This is a genomic window from Streptomyces sp. NPDC048277 (assembly GCF_040652235.1).
Taxonomy (GTDB): Bacteria; Actinomycetota; Actinomycetes; order Streptomycetales; family Streptomycetaceae; genus Streptomyces.
This window is the reverse complement of record NZ_JBEZLQ010000015.1, coordinates 213,933-238,350: the sequence shown is the minus strand read 5'-3', so window position 1 is coordinate 238,350 and position 24,418 is coordinate 213,933. Positions and strand designations below refer to the sequence as shown.

General features: G+C 66.8%; 24 protein-coding genes and 1 tRNA gene. 17 read left to right on the top strand and 8 right to left on the bottom strand.

The window, feature by feature from the left end:
• Positions 1–82 precede the first annotated feature (82 nt).
• Positions 83–550 carry a GatB/YqeY domain-containing protein gene (locus tag AB0D85_RS30730; RefSeq protein WP_362327278.1) on the bottom strand — a complete coding sequence of 156 codons (468 nt, stop codon included), beginning with the start codon at positions 548–550 and terminating at the stop codon, positions 83–85.
• Between the two features lie 105 nt (positions 551–655).
• Between AB0D85_RS30730 and AB0D85_RS30725 the strand changes: the two genes are divergently transcribed.
• From AB0D85_RS30725 to AB0D85_RS30705, 5 genes are all read left to right on the top strand, one after another.
• A complete protein-coding gene (locus AB0D85_RS30725) occupies positions 656–1,582 on the top strand; it encodes a metallophosphoesterase (protein ID WP_362327276.1) in 927 nt (308 codons plus the stop codon).
• Positions 1,583–1,638: 56 nt separating this feature from the next.
• Positions 1,639–2,406 (top strand): Pr6Pr family membrane protein, encoded by a 768-nt coding sequence (locus tag AB0D85_RS30720; RefSeq protein ID WP_362327273.1) that lies wholly within the window; start codon positions 1,639–1,641, stop codon positions 2,404–2,406.
• A gap of 74 nt (positions 2,407–2,480) precedes the next feature.
• Positions 2,481–2,554, top strand: a tRNA-Pro gene (locus tag AB0D85_RS30715).
• Positions 2,555–2,797: 243 nt separating this feature from the next.
• Positions 2,798–3,487, top strand: coding sequence for a DUF488 family protein (locus tag AB0D85_RS30710; protein WP_362327270.1), 690 nt, complete (start codon positions 2,798–2,800; stop codon positions 3,485–3,487).
• An 88-nt stretch (positions 3,488–3,575) separates the two neighbouring features.
• On the top strand, positions 3,576–4,409 hold the full coding sequence (locus tag AB0D85_RS30705; RefSeq protein WP_362327267.1) for a hypothetical protein: 834 nt from the start codon (positions 3,576–3,578) through the stop codon (positions 4,407–4,409).
• A 246-nt stretch (positions 4,410–4,655) separates the two neighbouring features.
• Here AB0D85_RS30705 and AB0D85_RS30700 read toward each other — a convergent pair whose 3' ends face one another.
• Positions 4,656–6,077: a hypothetical protein gene (locus tag AB0D85_RS30700; protein WP_362327264.1), complete on the bottom strand. Its 1,422-nt coding sequence runs from the start codon at positions 6,075–6,077 to the stop codon at positions 4,656–4,658.
• On the opposite strand from AB0D85_RS30700, the gene AB0D85_RS30695 reads away from it, so the two are divergent.
• Complete coding sequence (locus AB0D85_RS30695; RefSeq protein ID WP_362327261.1) at positions 6,076–6,873, top strand: Shedu anti-phage system protein SduA domain-containing protein; 798 nt, start codon at positions 6,076–6,078, stop codon at positions 6,871–6,873. The two genes, AB0D85_RS30700 and AB0D85_RS30695, sit on opposite strands and share 2 nt — an antisense overlap.
• 87 nt (positions 6,874–6,960) lie before the next feature.
• Here the strand turns inward: AB0D85_RS30695 and AB0D85_RS30690 are convergent, their stop codons facing one another.
• On the bottom strand, positions 6,961–8,103 hold the full coding sequence (locus AB0D85_RS30690; protein ID WP_362327258.1) for a hypothetical protein: 1,143 nt from the start codon (positions 8,101–8,103) through the stop codon (positions 6,961–6,963).
• A gap of 428 nt (positions 8,104–8,531) precedes the next feature.
• On the opposite strand from AB0D85_RS30690, the gene AB0D85_RS30685 reads away from it, so the two are divergent.
• The 5 genes from AB0D85_RS30685 (at position 8,532) to AB0D85_RS30665 (ending at position 12,610) form a co-directional block, all read left to right on the top strand.
• Positions 8,532–9,857, top strand: coding sequence for a hypothetical protein (locus tag AB0D85_RS30685; RefSeq protein WP_362327254.1), 1,326 nt, complete (start codon positions 8,532–8,534; stop codon positions 9,855–9,857).
• Positions 9,858–9,921: 64 nt separating this feature from the next.
• Positions 9,922–11,211: a NucA/NucB deoxyribonuclease domain-containing protein gene (locus AB0D85_RS30680; RefSeq protein ID WP_362327251.1), complete on the top strand. Its 1,290-nt coding sequence runs from the start codon at positions 9,922–9,924 to the stop codon at positions 11,209–11,211.
• Between the two features lie 17 nt (positions 11,212–11,228).
• The gene (locus AB0D85_RS30675; protein ID WP_362327248.1) at positions 11,229–11,756 is read left to right on the top strand and encodes a hypothetical protein; all 528 of its coding nucleotides are present in this window, start codon (positions 11,229–11,231) and stop codon (positions 11,754–11,756) included.
• 77 nt (positions 11,757–11,833) lie between these two features.
• Entirely contained in the window at positions 11,834–12,016 is a 183-nt protein-coding gene (locus AB0D85_RS30670) for a hypothetical protein (RefSeq protein WP_362327245.1), read from the top strand.
• A 24-nt stretch (positions 12,017–12,040) separates the two neighbouring features.
• Complete coding sequence (locus tag AB0D85_RS30665; RefSeq protein ID WP_362327242.1) at positions 12,041–12,610, top strand: hypothetical protein; 570 nt, start codon at positions 12,041–12,043, stop codon at positions 12,608–12,610.
• Positions 12,611–12,716: 106 nt separating this feature from the next.
• On the opposite strand, the gene AB0D85_RS30660 is transcribed toward AB0D85_RS30665, so the two are convergent.
• The 5 genes from AB0D85_RS30660 to AB0D85_RS30640 form a co-directional block, all read right to left on the bottom strand.
• A complete protein-coding gene (locus AB0D85_RS30660; protein ID WP_362327239.1) occupies positions 12,717–13,169 on the bottom strand; it encodes a DUF5615 family PIN-like protein in 453 nt (150 codons plus the stop codon).
• Positions 13,166–13,807: a DUF433 domain-containing protein gene (locus AB0D85_RS30655; protein WP_362327236.1), complete on the bottom strand. Its 642-nt coding sequence runs from the start codon at positions 13,805–13,807 to the stop codon at positions 13,166–13,168. The genes AB0D85_RS30660 and AB0D85_RS30655 overlap by 4 nt, the downstream gene beginning before the upstream one ends.
• A 119-nt stretch (positions 13,808–13,926) precedes the next feature.
• On the bottom strand, positions 13,927–15,444 hold the full coding sequence (locus AB0D85_RS30650) for a LacI family DNA-binding transcriptional regulator (protein WP_362327233.1): 1,518 nt from the start codon (positions 15,442–15,444) through the stop codon (positions 13,927–13,929).
• A 38-nt stretch (positions 15,445–15,482) separates the two neighbouring features.
• Positions 15,483–15,860 carry a helix-turn-helix domain-containing protein gene (locus AB0D85_RS30645; protein ID WP_362327344.1) on the bottom strand — a complete coding sequence of 126 codons (378 nt, stop codon included), beginning with the start codon at positions 15,858–15,860 and terminating at the stop codon, positions 15,483–15,485.
• Between the two features lie 77 nt (positions 15,861–15,937).
• The gene (locus AB0D85_RS30640) at positions 15,938–16,195 is read right to left on the bottom strand and encodes a helix-turn-helix transcriptional regulator (RefSeq protein ID WP_362327230.1); all 258 of its coding nucleotides are present in this window, start codon (positions 16,193–16,195) and stop codon (positions 15,938–15,940) included.
• A gap of 504 nt (positions 16,196–16,699) precedes the next feature.
• Here AB0D85_RS30640 and AB0D85_RS30635 point away from each other — a divergent pair.
• From AB0D85_RS30635 to AB0D85_RS30610, 6 genes are all read left to right on the top strand, one after another.
• A complete protein-coding gene (locus tag AB0D85_RS30635; RefSeq protein ID WP_362327227.1) occupies positions 16,700–17,641 on the top strand; it encodes a hypothetical protein in 942 nt (313 codons plus the stop codon).
• Entirely contained in the window at positions 17,638–18,333 is a 696-nt protein-coding gene (locus tag AB0D85_RS30630; protein WP_362327341.1) for an ATP-binding protein, read from the top strand. Before AB0D85_RS30635 ends, AB0D85_RS30630 begins: the two co-directional genes overlap by 4 nt.
• A 90-nt stretch (positions 18,334–18,423) precedes the next feature.
• On the top strand, positions 18,424–19,758 hold the full coding sequence (locus AB0D85_RS30625) for a hypothetical protein (protein ID WP_362327224.1): 1,335 nt from the start codon (positions 18,424–18,426) through the stop codon (positions 19,756–19,758).
• A gap of 206 nt (positions 19,759–19,964) precedes the next feature.
• Positions 19,965–20,453 carry a plasmid mobilization relaxosome protein MobC gene (gene mobC, locus AB0D85_RS30620; RefSeq protein WP_362327221.1) on the top strand — a complete coding sequence of 163 codons (489 nt, stop codon included), beginning with the start codon at positions 19,965–19,967 and terminating at the stop codon, positions 20,451–20,453.
• A complete protein-coding gene (locus AB0D85_RS30615) occupies positions 20,450–22,162 on the top strand; it encodes a relaxase/mobilization nuclease domain-containing protein (protein WP_362327218.1) in 1,713 nt (570 codons plus the stop codon). The genes mobC and AB0D85_RS30615 overlap by 4 nt, the downstream gene beginning before the upstream one ends.
• Positions 22,163–22,473: 311 nt before the next feature.
• Positions 22,474–24,243 (top strand): hypothetical protein, encoded by a 1,770-nt coding sequence (locus tag AB0D85_RS30610; RefSeq protein WP_362327215.1) that lies wholly within the window; start codon positions 22,474–22,476, stop codon positions 24,241–24,243.
• Positions 24,244–24,418: the final 175 nt, after the last annotated feature.

Genomic DNA, 24,418 nt, shown 5'->3' with positions numbered 1-24,418 from the left:
CCTCTGGAAAAGAGGTGCGGCCCCGCCGTCGTACTGCCGTACTCCCGTACTGCCGTACTGCCTGGTGTCAGCCCTGAAGGTGTTAACCCTGCAGGTGCTTCTTCACCGCGGCGGCGACGCGGCCGCCCTCGGCCAGGCCGGCCACCTTCGGGTTCACGATCTTCATCACGGCGCCCATGGCCCGCGGCCCCTCCGCGCCCGCCGCCTTCGCCTCCGCGACGGCCTGGGCCACGACCGCGTCCAGCTCCTCGTCGCCGAGCTGCTTCGGCAGGTACTCGGCGAGGACCCCGCCCTCCGCCTTCTCCCGCTCGGCGCTCTCGGCACGGCCGCCCTGCGCGAAGGCCTCGGCCGCCTCGCGGCGCTTCTTCGCCTCCTTGGCGATCACCTTGAGCACCTCGTCGTCGGAGAGCTCGCGCTTCTCCTTGCCCGCGACCTCTTCGTTGGTGATCGCGGCGAGCGTCATCCGGAGCGTGGCCGAGCGGAGCTCGTCGCGCCCCTTGATCGCGGCGTTGAGGTCGTCCTGCAGCTTCGACTTGAGCGTGGTGGTCATGACACCGATTGTCGCAGGTGCCGCACGCCGGACGCCCGCCGTTTTACCCATGCCCGTTGCGCAGGCCGGTCTCGGGGCCCGCTCCACGTCTGACACGATGGTCGTATGCGCGCTCGATACGGAGTACCCCTGGGAATCGCGGCGTTCGGCGCCGCCGGTGTGTTGTACGCGGCTGGATTCGAGACCCGTTCCTTCCGCCTGCGCCGAGTGACGGTCCCGGTCCTCCCGCCGGGCATGCGCCCGCTGCGCGTGCTCCAGGTGTCCGACATCCACATGGTGGGCGGCCAGCGCAAGAAGCAGCGCTGGCTGCAGTCGCTGGCGGGCCTGCGCCCGGACTTCGTGATCAACACGGGCGACAACCTGTCCGACCCGGAGGGCGTCCCGGAGGTGCTGGACGCGCTGGGTCCCCTGATGGAGTTCCCGGGCGCGTACGTCTTCGGCTCCAACGACTACTACGGCCCGCGGCCCCGCAACCCCGCCCGGTACCTGCTGGAGAGGACGAGCGGCAAGCACGGCCTGAACGGCAACCCGCCGGCGGTCGGCGTGATCCACAACCCGTGGGAGGACCTGCGGGACGGCTTCGACGGCGCCGGCTGGCTGAACCTGACGAACACGAGGAGTGTCCTCAAGGTCGAGGGCGTCTCGGTCGAGCTGACGGGACTGGACGACCCGCACATCAAGCGGGACCGCTATCCGCAGGTGGCGGGTGGCCCGTCCGGTACGGCGGACTTCTCGATGGGCGTCGTGCACGCGCCGTACCTGCGTGTCCTGGACTCCTTCACGGCGGACGCCTACCCCCTGATCCTGGCGGGCCACACCCACGGCGGCCAGCTCTGCATCCCCTTCTACGGCGCCCTGGTCACCAACTGCGACCTGGACACGGACCGGGTGAAGGGCCTGTCGACGCACACGGCGGAGGGCCGCACCTCCTACCTCCACGTCTCGGCGGGCTGCGGCACGAACCGCTACACCCCGGTCCGCTTCGCCTGCCCGCCGGAGGCGACGCTGCTGACGCTGGTGGGCCGGGAGTAACTCTCCCGGCGTAGCCCGATACGCCCCTTATGCCCCCTTCTTCTTACGTTGGGGGCATGACGACTCCCACACCCCCGATACCCAGGGACATCCCGGACCTCCCCGCGGTCCCGGGCACGCCCGTGCTGCTGCACGCGCCCGTTCCGGCGACGGCGGTGGTGGCCCCCGCCCGTCGCCCCGCGATCGCGGTGTTCCGCCTTGCCACGGCCGTACTGGCGGCGGTGGGCGTGGCCCTGGAACTGCTGCTGGGCAGCCCGGACCGGGTCCTGAGCTACTTCGGAGTGCAGGCGGCGATCCTGCTGACCCTGGTCAGCCTCGCCTCGGCCCGCCGCGCGTGGCTGGCGGGCCGCCCCGTGCCCTCGTTCCTGACGGGCGCCGCAGCGCTCTATGCCGTGGTCTCGGCCCTCGTTTACCACCTCCTCCTGGGCCACACGACCCCGCCGTTCCTGATGACGGGCCCGGCGCACCCCCCGGTGACCTGGCACCCGCAATGGGTGGCCCTGCAGCTCCTCTATGTGGCGGCGCCGGCGGCGGCGGTCATCGACTGGCTCCTCCTCACGCCCCCCGGCCGCCTCCACATCCGCCAGACGGCGGGCTGGATGCTCTACCCCCTGGCCTACCTGGCCTTCTCCCTCACCCGGGCGGAGCTGCTCCTCCCCGGCACCCCGGGCCGCTACCTCTACCTCTTCCTGGACGTCCAGCAGCACGGCTACCGCGGCACCCTCGCCAACGCCCTCCTCCTGGGCCTCTCCTTCTACGCCCTGGCGGTCCTCATGGTGACCCTCGACCACATCCGCCCGAACCCGGTCGGACGCCGCCCCTAAACCGGATTTCGTCTCCAGCCACCAGTGGGCTAAAGTAAACGACGTCGCCGCGACAAGCAGGACAGCAGCGACACCGGGGTGTAGCGCAGCTTGGCAGCGCGCTTCGTTCGGGACGAAGAGGTCGTGGGTTCAAATCCCGCCACCCCGACGCCGAAGTACCAGGTCAGGGGCCTGATCCACTTGATGGATCAGGCCCCTGAGTGGTTCCTGGAGATCGCTTGGGAGAAATCTGGGAGAAGATCTTGGTCGGCTTCTCCCAGGAGCAGTCTCCAGTGCCGCGGGAAGAGCGGCGCTCAAGCGCCCTCGGACCTGCGCGTTCGCGAATCCAGGGCTCGTAGCTGACCAGGAAGACCGCGGCGGGCCGCCCCAACGGTCGTTAGGAACACCGCACATGGCAGGTCATCGCTCAGCGCCTCCCCACGACCACGCCCGTGAGCTCGCCCAGCAGGTTCGTGCGTTGCGGGAGGACCGCGGGTGGACGCGTGAACGGCTGGCCAAGGAAGCAGGCATCGCCGTCGGGACGCTGGGCCGCCTGGAGAGCGAGGGAGCGATCCAGCCAGGTTTCTTCACGGTCGGCGCGGTGGCCAAGGCTCTTGCGGTCTCCCTCGATGATCTGTTCCAGGTGGCTCAGGTCCAGCCCGTCACGCCCGGTCTCTGGTCAGCCGGATACGAAGGGCGGGACATCGATTCGTTCGTCGCCTCGCTCGTCGACAGCCGTATCGGGGTCGTGGCGGATGTGCGACTCACCCCGATCAGCCGCAAGAAGGGCTTCAGCAAGACCCGCCTCGGGGAGGCTCTGGCCGAAGCCGGCATTGAGTACACGCACCTGCGTGGCCTCGGCAATCCGAAGGACAATCGGGAGCCCTTCTGGGACGGCCGCGTCGAAGTGGGCCGGGCGCGCTTCCGTGGCCTGCTGCGGTCCGAGGAGGCCCAGGCCGACCTTGACCGCCTCGCAGAGCATGCCCAAGCGTCGCGGGTCGCGGTGCTGTGCTTCGAGAAGGACGAGAGCCGCTGTCACCGGCAGGTCGTCCTGGAAACGATCCGCAGCCGGGTCTCAGTCCCGGTGAATCCCTTGGCCTGACTTCGTCCCCGGCTTTCGCACGCGCCCTTGCCAGCGGTGCATGCCTCTCTTCCAATCAGATCGGGGAGATCGATGGAGGGGGCACACCATGGCGTCGTCGGCATTCGGGAAACGGCAGCGCGCACGGATCATGATCACGGTCAAGACGTATCCGGAGCTGTCCAACAAGTACCGCGAGACCAGCTGCGTGGCCGGCATACGCCTCGACCAGGGCGAGCCGCAGCACGTGCGCCTCTTCCCAGTGCCCTTCCGGCTCCTGAGCGAGGACGCCAAGTTCTCCAAGTACTCGATCATTGAAGTCGACGTCGAACCGCACCGCCGGGAGCGGGACTCCCGACCGGAGAGTCTCCGGCCCGACCTCGACACGTTGGAAATCGTGGGTGAGGTACCGTCCGACGGCGGCTGGAAGAAGCGGTACCGGTATGTGGAGCCGCTGGTCGCCCCGTCGCTCTGCGCCATCAAGCGAGATCAGGAGAAGCGAGGAACGTCGCTCGGCGTCTTCCAGCCCGCCGAGATCACCCGTTTCCGGCTGGAGCCCGCCGAACCCTGGTCCATCTCCAAGGCCGCCCTGGCCGACCAACTCGACCTGTTCGAGCAGGAACTGAACCCGTTGGAGTGGGTGCCGCTCGACTTCCGCTACAGCTTCCGCTGCGCCGACGACGACTGTCCGACCCACGACATGGGACTGAAGGACTGGGAGGCCGGCCAGTCGTACCGCAACTTCCTGCGCAAGTACGGCGAGCGCGGTGTCCGTGAGGCACTGCGCGAGACTTGGTACGACCGAATGTGCGCCCCGAACCGCGCCGTCCACTTCTTCGTTGGCAACATCGCGGCCCATCCCAAGACCTTCATGCTGCTGGCTGTCTTCTACCCGGAGCGGAGGGTCGTCGAGTACGTACAGGACAGTCTGTTCGGTGAGTGATGCGCTCCTGCAGATTCTGGCGGACCTGCCCTACTGCCGCGCGTCGCTCGCTGCTCGTCGCCCGGACTGTTTCGGAAAGTGGTCACCTTCTTCGGGCGGGCTCCCGGCCGGAGAACGCTCGGTACGTCTCGACGGTGTCGATTCCCCTGACGATCTTCTTTACACAGGCAGGCAAGGCTCGGTCTAGGACGCTTTGCGGAACTGTTGTGGCTCCTATAGCCCTAACCAGCTCACAATACTTGCTTTTCACCTTCCAATTAGACTATCTGGGATGCTAGCTAGGCAGGCAACATGCAAGAGGGCAGTGGCCCTACTCGCACAATAGGCAAGATTGTAGCTCCAGGGGCGTATCTCCCCTGCCTCAAGCGCAAGAATCGTATGTGAAATATCGCCATATGTTTCGACGATGGATGGCAACAACTCCTCGAGGCTCGAATCGTTATCTGCAACAGTGCCGTGACGATCTTCACTCCACAGAATTTTACCTATGGAATCATAACGCTCCATAAGAGCCCTGACGGCAGATTCATTCGAGAATTCCACACCAATGTGTCTCAAGCCAAGCCACGCCTCGCGAATTTCGGAATCCAGAGAGTCAGAACCAATCGCCTTCCACAACTGCCTACAGGCCGATGCGAGACGCCACCCACCAGAGTCACCGGGCTCAGGCGAGGCGTTAGCCGCAATCACCTCCAAAAGGTGGCGTCCAGGACTATTCATGGCCGAGTTGATGTCGATGTCCAGGCCCAGATCAAACCCTGAAGGAACATCAGCTTTGTCCAGCGTGTAGAGGCGAGCGTGGACATTGGTGTCAATAACCTGCACGGCAATCTGAGATTTCGGACTATCGCCGAACACAGGAACCAGCGGATTGTCTGCTACCGTGGCCTGTCCACCCACCCATGGAACTGCTCTCCCACCAGCACGCGCGGGGTGGGTATCCAGAGCCAGAAGGGCACCAAGAATTGCTTCCACGTGATACACCGCAGCCCACACTGCGGGATATCCGATCCCCTTAACCGGCACCGCTATAATCACCCATGGCCAGCTGCCCTGCTCGTTATAGTCCTCCAGGATTTCCGGGATCACATCCGGGTCATTTATAGAAGCCCAGTAGTCCGCAGTCCACCAAACTTCATCGAAGCGAAACCCTATCAAGCCAAGGGCACGCGCATGTTTGCTGAGTTCCGTCGCATACGCGTCATCAAGATGACCAGCAATTACTCTATCAGCAATCTTAAGCGGGACTGCGGCGCCCTGTGCATCAATAGCAGAATTAAAAATTCCCCCAACAGCCACAGCAACGAGAGACTTTTCCGTTGCCTCCCGCACGTGTCTCAGCAAGGCTGTAACATCAGTTGGATGGTCCTCCTTGCCAGCGGCAACGTAGGCCAAGCGCCGCAAGAGAACGTCCTCCAGTTCATAAGGACTCGCTTCAACGTTTGGCACGAGCAACTCGCGCAACGTTTCGACAGCTGAGGCCAACGCTGCAACACCCGAAGAGCTGAGTCGCACATCGATGTCGCCCACCACATGCGTTGTCAAGCCACCGTCATCAGCGAGTCGGGGCATCGGAGGTTCGTTCCACTCATCGTCGTCACCTGGTGCCACGATCGCCTCGCCCAGCGCCGCCGTCCAAAGATGCCATAGCTGATCGCTAGAAGTCATGTCAGATTCCTCCCTCATGAGAGATACTGCGTATGTGATCAACGCAGGAGTACCCGACCCTAGTCTGGCGGATGCAGCCGCCGAATTGCAGACACTCGTTGAAACTGACGGACACAAGGACGAGAAGGTTCTACAGGAGTGGCTGGAGCGGCACCCCGCATTTGTACCAGGTGCATTCGGGCCGCATGGCGCCTCAGGATGGCTTCCATGGCCAAATGCAGTAATCACTCAACCGCCCCTCACGGGCTTGCTCGAGCGTCGACCGGACTTCATGTGGTTGGCTAGCGACAGTCGCTACTTGACTGTTGTATGTGTCGAAATCGAAACCCCGGCGAAGAAGTGGTTGAGGGAAGATAATAAACCTCATGGAGACTGGGTTCATGCTCGCGCGCAACTGACCGAGTGGCGTTCTTGGTTTCGCGAACCACTCAATACCGCTCGTCTCCTGGACGAATATCAAGTACCAGAACATATGCGGTCACTCGAGGTCCGGCAGCACTACTTCTTCGTCATGGGTCGACGTTCCGAATACGACGGAGATCGGCGACGGACCCGGCTACTTGCGGCGGATGATCGGCCTGACGAAACCGCAATGTCCTGGGATCGCCTGGTTGAAAGCCCGCACCCACGTGCGACGACACTCGGATGTGTCCGCCTGTCAAAGCACTCTGGGCAGTACGAAGACGTATACCGCCCTCAGACACGCGCACCAGGCGAAAGCGATCCACCTGAAGACCCTCATCCTTCCAGGAAACTTCGCTTTATGCCTCGGCGCCCCAGTTCCGGCCCAGCTTGAACTCAGCCGACTGCTCGGATGAGCTGGCTCGCGGTGCGGGGTGTCTCCGGCTTCCAGGTCAGGAAGGTCCTCAGGCCGCGGGACAACTCACTGCGCTGCCCCCTCCGGTTCATCAGCCGCAGACGGGTGGACGTACCTGCCCTCGTTGAACGGAGTGAACCACGCCTTGAACGCCATCGGTGCGATGCCGAGAGCCGCTCCGACGGCGCTCTCGTCGATGCCGTCCATGGAGTCGTCGTAGAGCCACTCGTGGTCCATGTCTTCGTAGACGTTGTCGGCGAACGATTCGAGCGCGGCCGAGACGCCGTCGTCGAGCAGCCCGAAAGTCTCCAGGGTCACGTTCGTCTCATTCAGCAGCAGCTTCAGCGCGAGTTCCTCAGCGACGCAGCTCAGCTGCTGGAAGCTGCCATCGGTGAAGCGGGTAGTCATCGCGATCACCGTCACCAGGAAGCGTCGGGCGAAGCGGGCGTCGTATTGGAGGGCGTATCGCTCGGGAAGGTCCTCGAAGTGCCACAGGGACCCGTCACATTCGGCAGCGGTGGTGTCCTCCTCCGTCAGGGTCTGCACGTCTTGGAAGAGCTCGTCCACCAGGATGTCCGTCGCGTACACCAAGGCACCGGCAGCGAGTTTGGCGTCCTCCGGCGAGACGGCGAACTCGTTGTCACCGTCTTCTTCCTCGTTGTCTTCGTCGTCGAGGACGCCGAACATCACGGGCGGGAAGGAGCGCAGCTCGTCTGCCAGTGCCAGCATCTGACCGCGTACTGCCCTTGCTTTCGCCTCGGCGTCGTAGCTCTCTTTGTCGTCCTCGGCCGTGGGACGCTCGGTATGCCGGGCCTTACGGTCAGCCGGATCATCGGGCGGGACATCGGGGCCGTCGGCGGCGTCGAGACTCTCCTGCGCGAGCTCTGGGTGCAGCTCGACCTCGCATCGTCCGATGTGCCAGTCGGCCAACAGCTCTGACCGCTCCAGCAGTTCACCCACGACCGACCGCACCGCCTTCTCGGCGAATTCCAGGGCCGGAGCATCAACGAACACTTTCAGAAGCGCTCCGCCCGGGTAGACGGCCACGATGCTGTCGAGGAGATCGACTTCCATGCCGTCGGGTCCCTCAATGGCCTCGACCGAGTCAAAGCCGTCCTGGATGAGCGCCACGGCGCCGGCGCGCTGAAGTGGGTCCATCTCCGGAGTGCCCTCCGCGATGTGGGCATCTACGGTCACTACGTATGTCACGTGTCCGATCCTGGCAGGGATGTCCCACGCGACGGGGAGGAATCCACTCAATCACGAGCGCTGCGCATCGAGCCTGGGCGATCGGCCGGAACTGTCTGCGGCGCAGCCGTCGAGCAGGCCGTGTTCAGCAACTGGCCAATGCTTCGGCGTCTTCACAGTAGGGGCCGTGGGATGCAATCGGCTCCGTCAGGCGCCAAAGCCATCTGCGCACGCACCGTACGCGGGGTAATCCTCGGCCGGCTGCGGATCCGCACGGATCCGTTCCAGGCGTCGCCCCTCATCCCCCGCGTATGTACCGCTGCGCCGACAACGGACGTGGCCGTGATCACGTGTAGAGACTCGGCCAACTTGCCTTATGTGCATACGTATTGGAGAAGGATCACCTATAGGTTCCCTGTGACCAATCTTGACCGTTCCAAGGGGGAACCTTGTCGCGTTCGCGCGCGAGATACTTGGCCTCGGCGTGCGCCGGGGTCACCGCACTCACCGTTCTCGGCACCGCTCCGTCAGCGAGTGCCGCCGCACCCAAGGAAGCCTGCACCGGCATCTACAACGCCCCCGTCACGTCCTGGGCGATGACGTGCAGCCAGCCGGGCGAGCCGATGATCGGCGGCTTCGCCACCTGGCGCAACATACCGATCACCTTCGACCAGGTCGACGCCGGCTCGGCGACCGTGCAGGTGGCCAACTACCTGCGTGTCAGCCCGAACACGTCGAGCAGTCCGCTGGCTCCCAACATCGAGATCGGCCTGTACGCGGAGAAGACGGGGAAGACCACCCACACCTACGGGCCGCGCTGGTCGGAGCTGACCACCAGCGGCGGTCGCACGACAGCCATCAAGGCCGGGGTCGACCCGACCCAGCCGGACAAGCGCAACCACACCTACATGACCGTCCGACAGGACAGCGGTAACCAGTGGGACGTCCTCTACGACTTCAACAAGGTCGGCTCCACCACCAAGCAGCTCAAAGTGATCGGCGGCAATACCAACCGCATCGACGTGGGCCTTGAGGTGACCGGCCCGAAGTACATCAACGTCCCCTCGATCGCGAACCGTATGCAGTTCATGACCGGGAACAAGGCATGGCAGCAGGTGGCGACGGGGAATGTGGCCAAGTCCGTCACGCTTCCCGTGTGCAGCACGACCCACAAGCCACCGAGCTGCTTCACCACCAAGCTGACCGACAACAGCAAGTTCACCCAGTGGACGGTGAGCAAGCCGCGCCGACAGGCCGCCGCCGTAGCCTCCCCGACTGCCGCGCCCGCTGCCCCGGCGCGCACCCCGGGCGCGGCCGATCAGCCCGTCACGTTCAACGGCGTGGACCAGCAGGCGCTCCAAGCCTGCCTGGAGAATGACCCCGACAGCTGCCTGACCACCGTGCCCGGCCTGTCGGAGTGCATCGTCACCGTACGGGTCTGCAACGCCGCCGCTCTGCCGTCTGGCGAGGCATCAGAAGACGCCGCAGCCGACGCAGACGTGTCGGCCGCCGACATCCGCGCCCAGGCCGCAGCCGCCTTCGACGTCCCAAGCGACGCCCTTGCTGTCGAGCCGCCCGCTTCACCCGCCGCGCTCAAGACTCGCTCGAATGCCGCCGACGGCAGCAGGGACGCCGCCTGGACGGTGACCTCAACCAGCTCTACTCCCGGGCTGCAGCGCACCGACCGCCGCTTCGACGGGTTCACCGCCCGCTACTCCGCACACACCGGCGCACTGCTGGAGGCGTGCTGGGGCGACCTCTGCGACGCCTCGTGACCACCGACATCACGACATGCCGCAGACAGCCCACCGCTTCCTCACGCCCGCAAGGAATCCACTGGTGAACATACGCACCGCACTCATACGTATCGCCCGCGCCAGCGCCACCACGGCGGCTCTGACCTTGCTCACCGCAGCTACCACCACCGCCACGCACGCAGCCTCAGCCCCCAACGACCCGGCCGCCGAGGGCACGATGTTCGTTGACGCCGCCTCGCTCCCCGCCGACGAACTGCGCGGCCTCGACCAGCCCATCTCGTACGCTGAATACGCCGGATCTCACGGATCGAACTCCGTGAACCTGAAGGCGACGGCAGACCCGGATCCTGGCGATCAACAGGATCTGCGTCAGCAGTGCGCCAGCCACGAGGCGCAAGCCAAGGCCGCCGCCGGGTGGATCAGGTCCCGCTTCGAAAGCTGCCAGAAGCGCCCCTTCGATCTGGTCCTCCGGGATGTCAGGGGCACCACCACACTCGGCCGCCTCTGGTTCGACCAATGGGTCTTCGGCTTCGCCTACGACGGCAGCCGACGCGTCGACTACGTCGCCAGCATCGAGAACATACGCGTTCAGCCCATACCTACAGAAGACGCGACCAAGTGGCGCCTCGGGCAGCATTTCCGCGACGACATCTACGCATCCACCAGCGATCCGGACCCCCAGGTGACCGCACCGCAGACCGCGGACCGCGACGAACTGCTCGGCGTATGGGACACCAGCCCCCACTGGAGCCTCACCTACACCTCCCCGGACAAAGGCCCCCTGTTCGACCAGGGCAATCAGCAGCGCGTCTTCTCAACCGTCGCGATGGATCTGAGCGCCAGCTCCCCCAACGCCGCCCCCTTCACCGGGGGAGGCAGTGTCTACGACTCCAGCGTCCGCTACGACTACGCCGGAAAGATCGCGGGCAAGTTCAAGGGCACGGTCTTCACCAAGGCCCGGGTGGAACTCGTGATGAGCCAGAAGGACCCGGCCGTCAACGAAAGCGCCCTGCACATCTACGACGCCCTGAACCACCCCGAGCGGACCTTCCCCTCCTGGCCCGGCAAGACCGTTCCAGGGGCGAAGGAGCCGCTGCACCGGCTGGTCGACAAGGAGAAGCAGCAGAAGAACCGCGCGCGTTCGATCAAGGAATGCGAGAAGGTGTGGGGCGACTACAAGGGAACCGACCTGCAGTGCGACGAGTACCCCTTCGCCTCCACGAAGGAAGGTTCCACCAAGGGCGACAACCGCTTCTCCGTCCGGCTGATCGACGGCGACGACAATGAGACCGGCGGCCGCAGGCTCGACCAGATGTACACCCTCAACCGGATCCTCGACGGTGACGCCTTCTACATGAAGATCACCAACTAGCAGAAGGGCAGCGGCTCATGGCGCTCCTGGCCGAATACAGCTGCAAGGCCACACCGGCCCGCCGTGTCGTGGAGGTGTACGACGCCGACGCCTACCTGAGCGACGACGAGGCCATGGCCGCTGCCCGCAGGCAGGTGGTGGCCGGCAACGGCTACCACCTGTACATCCGCAGTCTGCAACCCGACATCGACGTCGAGGTCACCATCCGTGTCTGGGACACCCCGCCGGCCCCGCCCGCCGACGCGGAAGGCCAGGTCCCCGTGAGTATCGAGTCCGAAACCGGCATCCTCGTCGTCAACCAACTCGAATACGGCCCGGCAGGAGAAATGCCCCTGCCTCGCCCCGGCGTCTACGAAGGCCACGCATGGTGGGAAGGCCGCCAGGCGACCGCCGACTACTACGAGAGCAGCCTCGACCACCCCACGGACGACACCTTCGAAGACCACCTCACCCAAGCATGGAACAACTGCCCCGTCACCGAACGTTACGTCCTCGACCTCGCCTACATCCGCGAACCCGAACCCGTTGATGAAGACGACCTCTGAAATCCGTACGTGCCGGCGTGACAGCAGCGTCAAAGGACCTGCCTCGATGCCTGCGAACGCTGGCATGATGCGCGCACATGGGAACCAGAGACGACAGTGACGAGGCGTACGTAGTCGGCTTGTGCGACCAGGTGCTCGGCGAGACCGCGCTGACCCAGCACAAGTTCGACTGGCTGCAGGGCGACCCCGGGACGGGCGGCCGACGTGCCAAACTCCCGGTCGACGCCTACTGGCCCGGCCACCAACTCGTGGTCGAGTAACGAGAACTCCAGCACGACCAGCCCATGCCCCACTTCGACAAGCCCGACAGGCTCACCGTCAGCGGCGTCCACCGGGGCGAGCAGCGGGCACTGTACGACGCCCGCCGTGATGCGGAGATTCCCGCGCACGGACTGCGGCTGATCGTGATCCGGCCGGCCGACCTCGATGCGGACGGTCGCGGACGACTGCGCCGTAACCAGGAGGCGGACCTGGCTGCGCTGAAGAGGATCCTGGCACGCCACAGCGACGAGGACCGGGTCACCGACGCTTTCCAAACGTGGCTTCTTGCCGAGGGCTGGACACCGGTTGATCCCACGGACCGTTGGACCGACCTCGAAGCCGTGCGTGGCGATGAGCGGCTGATCTGCGAAGCCAAGGGCCGCACCAGTGAGAAGGGAATCGACGCCGACATCGCCTACGGGCAGTTGCTGCGGCGGATGACGAGCCAGGAACCCCACACGCGGTACGTGCTGGTGGTGCCGTCCTCGTCCGTGCAGGCCGTCGAGCGTGTTCCGGCGCATGTTCGCAGGCTGTTGCGCATCGACGTGTACGAGGTGACGGACGACGACGTGGTACACCGGCTGCCGGCATAGACAGGTTCCTGTCCCGGACCACTGGGCCCCAGTGCAAGGCGAGCCAGCCGCAGGGCAGCCCGTTCGGCGTTGATTCGCGGAGCTGACGCTGGCGGGCGACCCGGGCTCAGGATGTGGGCCAGTGCTTCGGCGGGGATGCCTTTGGGTCGGTGATCTGCAGACGGTTGTGGCGCGAGGGGTCGACGGCGGTGAGGGCCACCAGCCGCTGCCCGTCGGCCCCTTCGAGTTCGGCAATGGCGTGCGGCAGCGCGGCACACACGGTGGCTATCGCGGTGCCGAGGCCGACCAGGCCGCCGTGCTTGTTGTTCTGGCGGTACTGGATGCGGTGGAGTCCCGACCGCGCGATCGCCTCGACTTCCATGGGCCGGTTCAGTTGCTTGGCGTCATTGGTGATGATCGCCTGGAAGCCCTCTGTCCTGGCCTTCGCGTACAGCTCGATGTCCTTCGTGCCGGCCCAGCCGTTCAGCTCGTGGACGTGCACCACGTCGTGCGCGGTGAGGAGAATGCGCACGATCTCTGCCATGGGCCTGGGGACGTTCTCGTCGAGCAGCAGCTTCAAGCGGCAACCTGCCGAGAGCCATCGACGTAGCTGTCCACGTAGTCGCTGAAATCGACCGCGTCGCGTGCAGCCGCAGCACTGACCCCTGGGTAGAAGTCGCCGACCCGGTCCGGGGGGACACCATCCCGCACCAGGGCGGCCACCTCAGCCGCCGGGATCCGCGTTCCTTCGATGACGGGTTCACCGCCACGCACCGCGGAGTCGACGGCGACGTGGTCACGCGGCTTCAGCAAGTCCGGGATGTGGCGGCCGTCCTTGTAGAAGGGCGCGAGTACATCCACCAACTGGTGGATGACCACGTTCCCGCCTCTGATCAGATCGACCGCCTGTTCGGGCTCCGCAAGGTAGATCGTGTCCGGTCCCGCGACAAGCGCGTAGGAAGACAGGTGCTCACGCTCGCCCAGGTCCTCTCGGAGCGTGTCCACCGCCCTGCGGATCTTCTGCAGCGACGTCTCCTTGCGAAGCTTCACGCAGGCCCGCAGGGCGACCACGTCGCGGAAGGAATAAAGGATCGGACGTGAGTCAGAGACCTCCGGAACGAGGAGCGCGCCCTTCGTGCCGGAAGCACGGCGCCAGTGGGAGAGCTGCCGCAGCGTGGCACCGGAAAGGGCTGCCGCGAGCTTGGGCTCATACGACACCGCGTTCCTCCTCTCCGCCCCCATCGGATCTTTGGTGACCGTACTCCATTCTCATGCCTTCCGCCGAGATCGGAAAAGACAGGCTCCATTCGAGGTAATCGGAGCCCGCCTCCCGGCCATCAGGCCATCGTCGTGGCACGAGCGCGCAGCAGCCGATCGAGTACGGCGACCGGCGAGCGCTGGTGCAGGTTCCGGCGGACGTCGAGCGCTGCTTCCCACTGCACGGTCAGGCCGGCCTTGAGACGTTCACGCATGCCAGGGGTCACGTGGGCGTACCGCGCCGAGACTGAGCCGTCAATGTGGCCCATGCGCTCGTCCATCAGCACCTTCTCGGTGCCGAGATCCTCCATGTGCGTGCGGTGGGAGTGGCGCAGGCCATGCGGGGTGAGCCCTCTGGCGATGGGCAGCCAGCAGGCGTCGGCCCGGCCTTGGGCGTTGCGGCCACGCACTGGGACACCAGGCCAGGGCTCGCCGAGCAGCGGGACCGGGCGGGCCTCCTGAGGCGCCTTCTTCGGGTACCAGCCGGAGGTAGCGGGCGCAAACAGCCAGGTGGCGAAGCCGTTGCGGCGCCAGTGTGCGGCGTTCTCCGTCGGGGTGCCGCCACGGACGAAGTTCAGCTCGACGATGGCGAGGCCGACGCGAGCGCGGGTGTCCGCCCGTACGCGTTCGGGATGGTTGAGGACGTTGGACACGGTGCCGCTGGAGACGCCCGCGCGGCGGGCGACGTCCACCAGCTTGGCGCCGGTGTGTCCGCCGGTGCGGACGGTGCCCTGGCCGTGGAAGACGTAGCGCTTGCCGTGGCAGGGGCACGGCGTCGGTTTCGTACGGGCGATGTGGTCGGCGACCAGGGCCGACAGCCAGTCCATCGCGTCGATGGTGCGGTAGCTGTCATCCTTGGGCGGGCAGCGAATCAGCTCACCCGAGTCCAACTCGTACAGCTGGTGTTCCACGCGTATGGCGCCGGGCCGGGCGAACTCGGTCTCCAGTCCGACGATTTCGCCCCACCGCATACCCGTGTAGCCCTTGAGGATCACGGCGACGAACTCGTCGTCGCGGCCGGACAGCAGGGCCGCGCGTTCGGCGATGAGGAGCAGACCGAGCGGGTCCGTGATGACCTTCTCCGGACCTCGGTCGCGGGAGCGGCCGGCGCGTTTGCCGCGCCCGCGCCGCTTCGCTGCGGGGTTGGACGCGATGAGGCCCTCGTCCACGGCGTCTTCCAGGATGAGGTGGAGCGTCGAGCGCCACGTCTTGACACTGGATGCCGCATAGACGGCCTTCTCCCGCTTCTCCCAGGTGTCCACGTCCGTGCGAAGGATGCCGACGAGAGCCTTGTCCTCGAACTCCGGGAGCAGATGCTCCTCGATGTGGCGCCGGTAGTTCTGCATGGTGGACGCGGCCAGGTCCTGGGCGTCGTACCAGCGGCTGGCGTACTCGCCGAACGTCTCCTGTCCGGCCGCCGGATCGCGCCAGGTGCCGCGCCGGACCTTGGCTTCTTCCTCGTCCGCGGCCTGCTTGGCCTCCCGCTTGGTGGCGAACTTGAGCACCGCGCCCGTCGGGTCGACGACGGTGCCGTACTTGCCCTCGCTGACCTTGTATCGACCGCGCCAGTAACTGCCGCGCTTCTCTGCGAAGCCCACGCCTCGTACCCCTCCTTCCTCGGATGTGCCGGGTACAGCTACGCAGCAGTGCCGTACTGGGACCTGCGGGGCGGTCGAGCCCTGAGACGTGGGACGGAGGACGTGGAGGGCCGCGTCTGCCGAGTCGGACGCGACGACGTCATAGCCGACTCCGGCGGACTGGCCGGTGGCAGCGTCCCCTGGGCTCGCTGTGGCGTCGGCTCCTCGTGGATGCGGATGATCTCGGCGAGGTGGTCCGCGGTGAAGCGGTAGGCACGGCCGACTCGCGTGTGCGGTATCAGACGCCGGCGCGCGCGGTCCTTGACCCACCAGGCCGAGCAGCCGAGGGTCTCGGCGATCTCCTCGGGGCGGTAGAGACGGGGCAGGGCGGCTTCACCATCCGTGCGGTGCGGAAGGCGTGCGTGGGCGGGGGGCATCGCGGGGTGAGGCAAGAGGGGTGAGTCCTTACTCGGTGGATGATGCTCGGTCAGGGGCGGTGGGTGGCGGGCCCGTCTCAGGTGGTGCTCGGTCCCTCCAGCAGCACGAGGGGTGAGACGAGGAGTGCTTCGGCTATCGCGACGAGGTCGTCGACGTCGCAGCGCCGCTGGGCACATTCGATTCGGGACAGCATCGTGTTGGACATCGGACGGCCAAGGGCCGTGACGCGGTCGGCCAACTGGCGCTGGGCGAGACCGCGTTCGGTGCGGAGGATTTCGATGGTGCGGGCGGTCCGTATTCCCGCCGGACCCATTTCCAGAGAACGTGCTGCCATAGCTCCATTTGTAGCGTGCATTCCCCGGTTTGGTTAACCGGGGATCGTCGGCTATGTTGCGCCCGCTTGGTCAGCGAGCAGGGCGAAATTCCAGTCCCTCACCCTGACGTCACGCAACCCGACACAGACACCTCGATGCGCTTCTGAAGTGGGGTGTTGTGTTGTAGCTTCGCCATGGCCAGCGCGTCAACGACTTCCCGGTGTGATGCTTCTGGCTCGGCCGTCAGGGCAACTATTTGGTCAACCGGCGATCGTGCCCTACGGTTTTGGTCCCGCCCGCTACCGGCCTGATTTCCTGCGGCCTTTCTGCCGTGAGAGATTGCGCCGGATCAGGCTGGACTTGCGCGACCCGGGTGTGGCTATGTTGACGACACCCCCGGAAAACGCAGTCGGTTCGCGGCGCACCCCGCGCCAACAGCCCGACCCCTCCGTTCGAATCCCGCCCCGACCGACGGTAAGCCGTGGTGTCCGCCCACAGGCCGCCGAGTAAGGACCGCCCCGCTCTTGGCACGAATCCGCACCATCAAGCCCGAAGCCTTCGTCTCCGAGTCCCTGGCCACCGTCTCCCTGACCGCGGAGCGCACCTTCCTCGGCCTGCTTACCCAGGCCGACGACCAGGGCCGCCATCGCGACCACGCCGCGATCATCGCGGGCCAGTTGTGGGTCCTGCGCCCGGAGCACACCCCACCCGATGTCGAGACGGACCTCGCCCAGCTCACTGACGCCGGGCTGATCTGCCGCTACAAGGGGCCGGACGATAAGCGCTACCTGCACATCGTCACCTGGCACCAGCACCAGAAGATCAACCGGCCCAGCAAGAGCCGCCTCCCCGCCTGCCCCCACCACGACACACCGGTCGGCCCCGCGCCAGGCGTCGTCGCGCTGACCGCGCGGGCCAGCATCACGGAGCCTGCAGTGCAGCCTCACGGAACCCTCCGTGACAGCTCCGGGCAAGTGCGCGAGCCTGCGATGAATCCTTGCGCCGATGACGAACCCGCAGGTCAGAGCGATTTCACGGAGCCCTCCGTGAGCGAGCAGGGAGGGCTCCGTGAGACAGCAGTGACGCCTCACGGTCCGGATCTAGGACCTAGGATCATGGATCTAGGAAATACCCCTTCGGGGGGCGCGAGCGCCCCCGCACCCGACACCGCCTCGGCACAGCAGCTCATCGCCGAGTACGCCGCCGCCTGCGCACACCGCCCGCCCAAGGGCGTTCTGGGCCACCTCGGCCGGGAGATACGCAAGCTCGTCGACGAGGGCATCGCCCCCGCCCACATCCGGGCCGGACTCGAACGACACCGCGCCAAGGGCCTGCACCCCAGCACCCTGCCGAGCCTGGTGCACGAGGCCATGAACGCGACTCCCGCCACACCAACCGCGCCGGTTGCCCACAGGGCGTGGACAAACCCCACCGACGTCGAAGCCGCCTTCGGAGGTGACCTCTGACCCCCACCCTCACCCGCGAGCCCCACCGGGTCGGCCCGCTCGCCGACCGGCTCAACGGCATCCTGGCCAGCCGCGGCATCGACCCTGGTGTCACAGCCGAGAAACCGCTGGCGGAGCCTGTCACGGCCCTGGAGCTGGCGGACGCCCGCATCCCCGCCCGCTACCGCCGTGCCATGGCCGACCAGCCGCAGGTCACCGCCTGGGCTGACGACATCGCCCGCGCCGGACGCCCCGGCCCCGGTGGACCCGGTATCGCCGAAGGCCCGTCGCTGCTGATCGCGGGCCCCACCGGCACCGGCAAGACGTACCAGGCGTATGGCGCCGTCCGCGGTCTCCTCAGCCGCGGCGTCCGCCTGCGCTGGGAAGCGACCACCACCGCCGACCTGCACGCGCGCATCCGTCCGCGTGCCGGCCACGACGCCGAACGAGACCTGCAGACTCTGGCCCGCTGCCCGCTACTGCTCCTGGACGACCTCGGTGCAGCCAAGACCAGCGAGTGGACCGAGGAGCTGACTTACCGGCTCATCAACCACCGGTACGAGCACATGCTCCCCACCCTCATCACCACCAACCTCCCCACCGCCGAACTGCGCACCGCGCTCGGCGACCGCGTCGCCTCCCGCCTCGCCGAGATGACCAAACGCGTCATCCTCACCGGGCCCGACCGACGCCGCACCGCGCCAGCCGTCTGACCGGCCGGCGCTCCCTCCCGCACCGTCTCGCATCGCCCGCCCGCGCTTCCGCCTGCCCTCGAACGTGAGGGCCCCTTGGAGAGCCTCTGCATGACACCTGGCACCACTACGCTCATCAACGCCAACGGCACCGGCACATCCGTCCTGCCGCACTGGATCACCGCTCCTGCGGCCATCGCGGTGCTGCTACTCGTCGCCGCCCTGCCTGCTGCACGGCTCCTGCGCCAGCGCCGACGAAAGCAGGACGCCGGACGGCGCCGCGACACCGCCGCGATCCCAATCGCCGCCGTCGCCGCGATCGGCTGCACTGCCTACAGCGCCGACACCAGCTGGCGGTTCGCCGCCGACTACCTCGACATGGGCAGCACCATCGAGCGCGCCGCGATGTTCGCCGCCGCCGAGCTCGCCCTGTTCGCGACCGCCCTGCTGGCCCGGCAGAACCTCAACGGCCCGAAGCAGGCACCCGGCCTGCCCGGCACCCTCACCTGGGTGATCACCGCCGTGCAGGTCCTGCCCGCCTACGCCGAATCCGGGCCCGTGGGCGGAACGGTGCGGGGCTTCGTCGGCCCGGTCATGGCGGCCATGCTCTGGCACCTGGCCATGGGAATCGAGCTGCGCCACCGCAGCCCGCACGCCGACTCCCGGAGCCTGGCCGCCGTCCTCGCCCGACAGGCACGCGAACGGCTCCTCGCCCGGCTCTCGATCGCAGACCGGGACGCGGACGCCGCCCGGATCATCCGCGAGCGCGCCCTCGACCAGGCCGTCACACTGATTCTCCGCGCAGAAGCCATGACGCCCTCGAAACGCACCAAGTGGCGAGGCCAGCGCCTCACCCGCCGCCTGCACCAGGCCCTGGAGCAGGCCGACATCGACCGCGACGAACGCCAAGACGAGCTGCTGCTACGCAAGCTCGCCACCCGCCAACAGGCCACTGCCCTGGCCTCCAAGCCACTGCCCGCGCGCTGGCCCGATACCACCGCGCTCACGAGCGGCGGCTCCGCGACGGCCCGCCCGCGGGCCACGGCAGAAGAACAGGCAGAGGCTCCGGGCCGCCCGCCCACCAAGGTCCCGGGCGATGACACCGTCGACCGGGCAGCCCGTCCGCACCCCGAAACCCGCCCGCAACAGCCCGCCCGCACCACCGTCAGCCCGGAACCAGAACCGGGCGAGGGGCCACCGAGCGACGCTCCAGGCACGGCCTCGCGGGCGGAGTCGAATCGCCCGGGCTCCAAACCGCGTGCGACACGGGCCCTCCTCAATAAATACGCCCAGGACCTCTACCGCGAGCAAGGACGTCTCTCCCGTGACCTGCTGGAGGAAGCCGTGCGCAAGGACGGCTACAGCGTGGCCAGCGACACCGCCGGAAAGGTGGTCCGCACCGTCAAGGCCGAGCTGCCGACCGCGCCCGCCGGCCACCCGCGCTGAGACGCCACCCAACATCCGAGGAAGACCGCTCAATGCACGACTCGTACCTCGAACTACACGACGCTCAAAGGGAGATCACCACGCCCACGTCGACGGCAGCAAGCAATGGCGATGGACCGTCCAAGGGCCGGTCCATCGCAGACTCCTCCGCTCCGGGGGTGGCGGAGGAAATGCTCCGGCGCGAGGGCGCGCCGGAGCAGGAGGGGGTGGGCGAAGACGCTGTCGCCGAACAGCAGCCAGTCGTCGTACGCGCTGCCGACGAAGCCGCGCTCCACCGCGTCGCCCGTCGCCGAGAACGTGACGACGAGCGCCGCGAAAAGCGCGTCGACGTGCGCTACAGCGTCGAAGAGAAGTCCAAGATCCTCGCCAAGGCCAAGACGTTGGGCATCACCGGCGCGCACCTCGTCGGCGCGGTCGTCATGGCCTTCGTCAACGGCGAGGCACACCTGCCCGACCAGCGCACCGTCTACGACGACGCGATCGACGAGTTCGCCGCCCTGCGCACCCAAATCGCCCGGATCGGCACCAACGCCAACCAGATCGCCCGCCGCCTCAACTCCGACGGCGATCCACACCCTGTGGACGCCGCCGTCCTGGAGCGGGCCGAACGCCTCCTGACCACTGCCCAGGACGCGGTGAAGGCCGTGGACGACGCCGCGTTCCGGGCCGCCGGGCAGAAGGCGGGCCGAGCGTGATCGCGAACATCGTCAAACCGGGCAGCAAGACCCAGGGTGTGCTGATCTACCTCTTCGGGCCGGGCACGGCGACCGTGCACACCGACCAGCACATCGTCGCCTCTTGGGACGGCTTCGCCCCCGACCCCGGCCCCAAAGGCAGCCCGGGCCATACGGAGCGGATGGAGCAGCTCGTCAAAGCCCTCGACCTGCGGGTCAAGCAGGCCGGCGACCAGGCCCCAGAGGGACACGTGTGGCACTGCTCGCTCCGCGCCGCACCCGAGGACCGCACCCTGACCGACGCCGAGTGGGCCACCATCGCCCGCCGTGTCCTGCACGCCACCGGCATCGCCCCAGACGGTGATCCGGACGGCTGCCGCTGGATCGCCGTACGCCACGCGGACGACCACATCCACATTGTGGCCACCAAGATGCGCGGAGACCTGCGCCCACCGCGCAACTGGAACGACTACCACCGCGCCATGACAGAACTCAGCCAGATCGAGACCGACTTCGACCTCCACCAGGTCAACCGCGACCGTGACACCTGGCCCGCCGCCAAGCGCCCCACCCGGGCGGAGACGGAGAAGGCTGCCCGTAACGGACGCGACCAGCCCGTGCGCGAGCAGCTGCGCCTCATGGTGCGCACCGCGCTCTCCCACGCTCACAGCGTGGAGGAGTTCCTCAACCTGCTCGCCGACGCGGGTCTGCAGGTCGAAACCCGCACCCTGCCCTCCGGCGACCTCAAGGGCTACAAGGTCGCCCTCCCTGACGACACCAACACCGACTTCGAACCCGTCTGGTACTCCGGCTCCAGTCTCGCCACCGACCTGTCCCTACCCAAGATCCAAGAACGCCTCGCCGCCATCGAACCCGCCAGCCCACAGCCAGAAAACCGGCCTCGGCCGAATCCATGGCACCAGGCCACCGCCGACATCGATCGCATCCCCCACCACCTCGCCCAGGACGACCCGGCGGCAGCCTCGGCACACCTGGCGGCATTCGGCGAGGTCCTCTACGCCCTGCCCGCCCTCGCCCCCGCTCACCTCCGCGCCGAGTTGCGCCAAGCGGCCTTCGCGTTCGAGTACGCGGTCAACACCCGTGCCTGCGTGGACCATCAGCATGCCCGCCCGCTGCGCGGCGCCCTGAAGACCATGCGCTCCCACCCTGCCGACAACGGCCTCGTGGCCATGCTCGTGGACGCCGCCATCCTCGTGGTCATCGCCGTGCGCCGCAGGAGTGCTCTGCAGCGGCACGATCAGCAGGTGGCTGCAGCTCAACAGACGCTGCTCCACCTTCAGGCCGTGTATGGGCAGGCTGCACCAGTCCCGCTGTCGCGGCTCGCCGAACGAAGGCCGCCGGCCGACGTCACGCGCCGATACGCCGAGCACCTGTGCAAGGCCGTGCCCGCCTACGCCGAGAAGGTCCTCGGCGAGACCGCCTGGGACGCACTGGCGGCCGTGCTCGCGGACGCCGAGCGCGCGGGCCACGACCCCACCACCCTCCTCCAACAAGCAGCCGGGCAACGCCCGCTGGACGATGCCCGCTCCCCGGCGGAAGTCCTCACCTGGCGCATCCAGCGCCTTGGTGAACGCCATGTGCTCAGTCCCCGCGCCCGTGCCGCACAAGCGCGCAGCACCACTGCTAGCGCCCGCTCCACCCCGAGGGCCGCTGAGCAGACCCCTTCGGCGGTCACACCGCCAACGCCTCATCCGCAACGGTCACGATGACCACCCGGTCACGACCAGCGGCTTCCCCAGGTACAGAGGTCGTCAGCTGCGGCGCCGACCCATGGCGCTTTCAGGCACGATACGACTGGGCACTGGAACCAGCGAGGCGAGCACTTGAAGGCATTTCGGCTATTGGTAGCCCTGCTTGGAGTGACCTACAAGCGCCGCCGCGTACACCCCTACCTGGCACCAGCCAGCGCGGAATCGGCCCGGCGGATTCGGGCTTAGCCGCTGGGTGTTGAGCCGTAGACTTCGGCAGTCAACGCCGACGAAGTCCGGCCGTTGCGCGCGCTTGCGGGGGAGGAGATCACATGCAGGACCCTTCGGATTCGATGGAGATCGCCGAGCCTGAGGAGAACGGCCGGAGCAATACCGCAGACTCACCCGTTGTGGACGGTCCGACGTCCAACTCGGATATCGACTCAACGACGGCGTCGACGGTCCTGGTGGAAGTGCTCCCAGGGGTGGCTGTCGTCGCCGGCGAGGTCCCGCCGGAGCTGAAGCCCGACCTGATCGACTTCGGAATCGTGCCAGCTGTCGACCGCAAGCAGATCTCAGCGATCCTCGCCTCGATCGGGAACGCGGCGACCGTGGTCGGCAATCTCGGAATCGCGTTCGCCAGCGTGCAGGGGCTCTACAGGATCGACAACGCGGCACAGGCTCTGCTGAACAGCGGCGCGACACTCGCCGTCAAGGACGGCGGGAACCTCGGAGCGGTGATGGTTCCTGGCCGCATCCTGCGTCAGGCTCGCTTCTACTCCGTGAATACGGTGAGCAAGGCGCAGACCGCGGCCTCGATCGGGCCTACGCTGGCCCTGGTCGGCCTTCAGATGATGCTGAGTGAGGTCTCGGGCCTCGTCAGGACCAACCTCGCAGTGACAAGTCAGGTCCTCACCAGCATCCGCAAGGATCAGTGGGCCGAACTGACTGGGCTCGTCGCCGCCATCGATCGCGCGGTCGACCAAGCACGAGAGATCGAATCGGTCCCGACGTCCTTGTGGGAGGACGTCGCGGGCAGCGGAGCACTGTTGCAGAAGCAGCTTGAGCTCTACCAGGGGAACGTCCGCGACCACGTCAAGCAGATCGATCGGGCCGACACACGCAGCCACCGTGAGTATCTGCAGACGAACGCCGAGGCGATCGCCTTCGACGCCTACGCCCTCCTGTCCTCCCTCAAGGCATGGACCGGGTATCACGCGCTCCGCGCCGCGAGGGCGAGAGCCGCTGGACGCGAAGACGCCGCCGAGGCGCAGTACGCCGAGGTCATCGCCCGCGACGCCCGAGCGGAGTTCGACTCCGTTCTCGCCGAGACAACAAGCCTCGTCAAAGCGTTGACGCGGGAGCTGCGGATCACCGCCGAGCTCTCCGGACCCGACGCATGGCCGCTGCTGGGGAAGCGGAAGGACGGAAAGGCAGCCCGCGAAATCTCCGCCCATCTTCTAGAGGCGGTCGAGCCGCTTGCCGATGCTCTCCGTCCGCCAGCCCCTCCGCTTGAGGCTCCGGACGTCGTCTGCGCACCCAAGTCGCTGGGTATCGAGCCGTACCTTCGCATCCTGCGATGGCTCCTTGAGGACGGTGAGACCCTACGTGTCCTCGGCTTCTCCGACCAGCTCGATGCCCCTGATCCAATTTCTGCGATTCTCGGTGGAGCGAAGGGGATGTTGGCGGCAGCGATGGACAAGGTTGCAGAAAAAACACTGGTCGCCGTCACGGATCGCCGCATCATCACGGCCAAGACGAACGCATTCCTTGAGCAAGGCGCGGTGCTTCAAGGCATCCCGATCGACCAAGTGCGATACGTCCGAGCGCCGACCTCACAGGACAAGAGCACACGCTGGACGATCGACCTCATCACGCGCGACGAGAACATCCAGTGGCTCTTCCACTCTGACATCGACAAGACTCAAGTGGACGCACTCGCCGCCGTGCTTGCCGAGTCGATGACGATCCCGGACGTTGAACGCGAGGAGCTTCATCGGCGGCGCTACGTCCCCATCGAGGCGGGCAAGAAGAGCGACAGTGCTGGCACGAGGTCCACGAAACCGACTGGATCCGAGGCCACGACCCGCGATGCCGAGTAGGTCCCAAGCCGATTGACCAGTTCGCAGCCGGGGCCGATAGCGAAGCGGCCACTGCGTGATCATCAGGAGCTGCGTGAACTTCTGAAGATGGTGCGGTGGACGCGGGTCAGTGTGCCGTGCGGAAGCCGGCGCGCCCCATGGCTCAGACGCGCTCTTGACCAAGGTCTACGAGGAC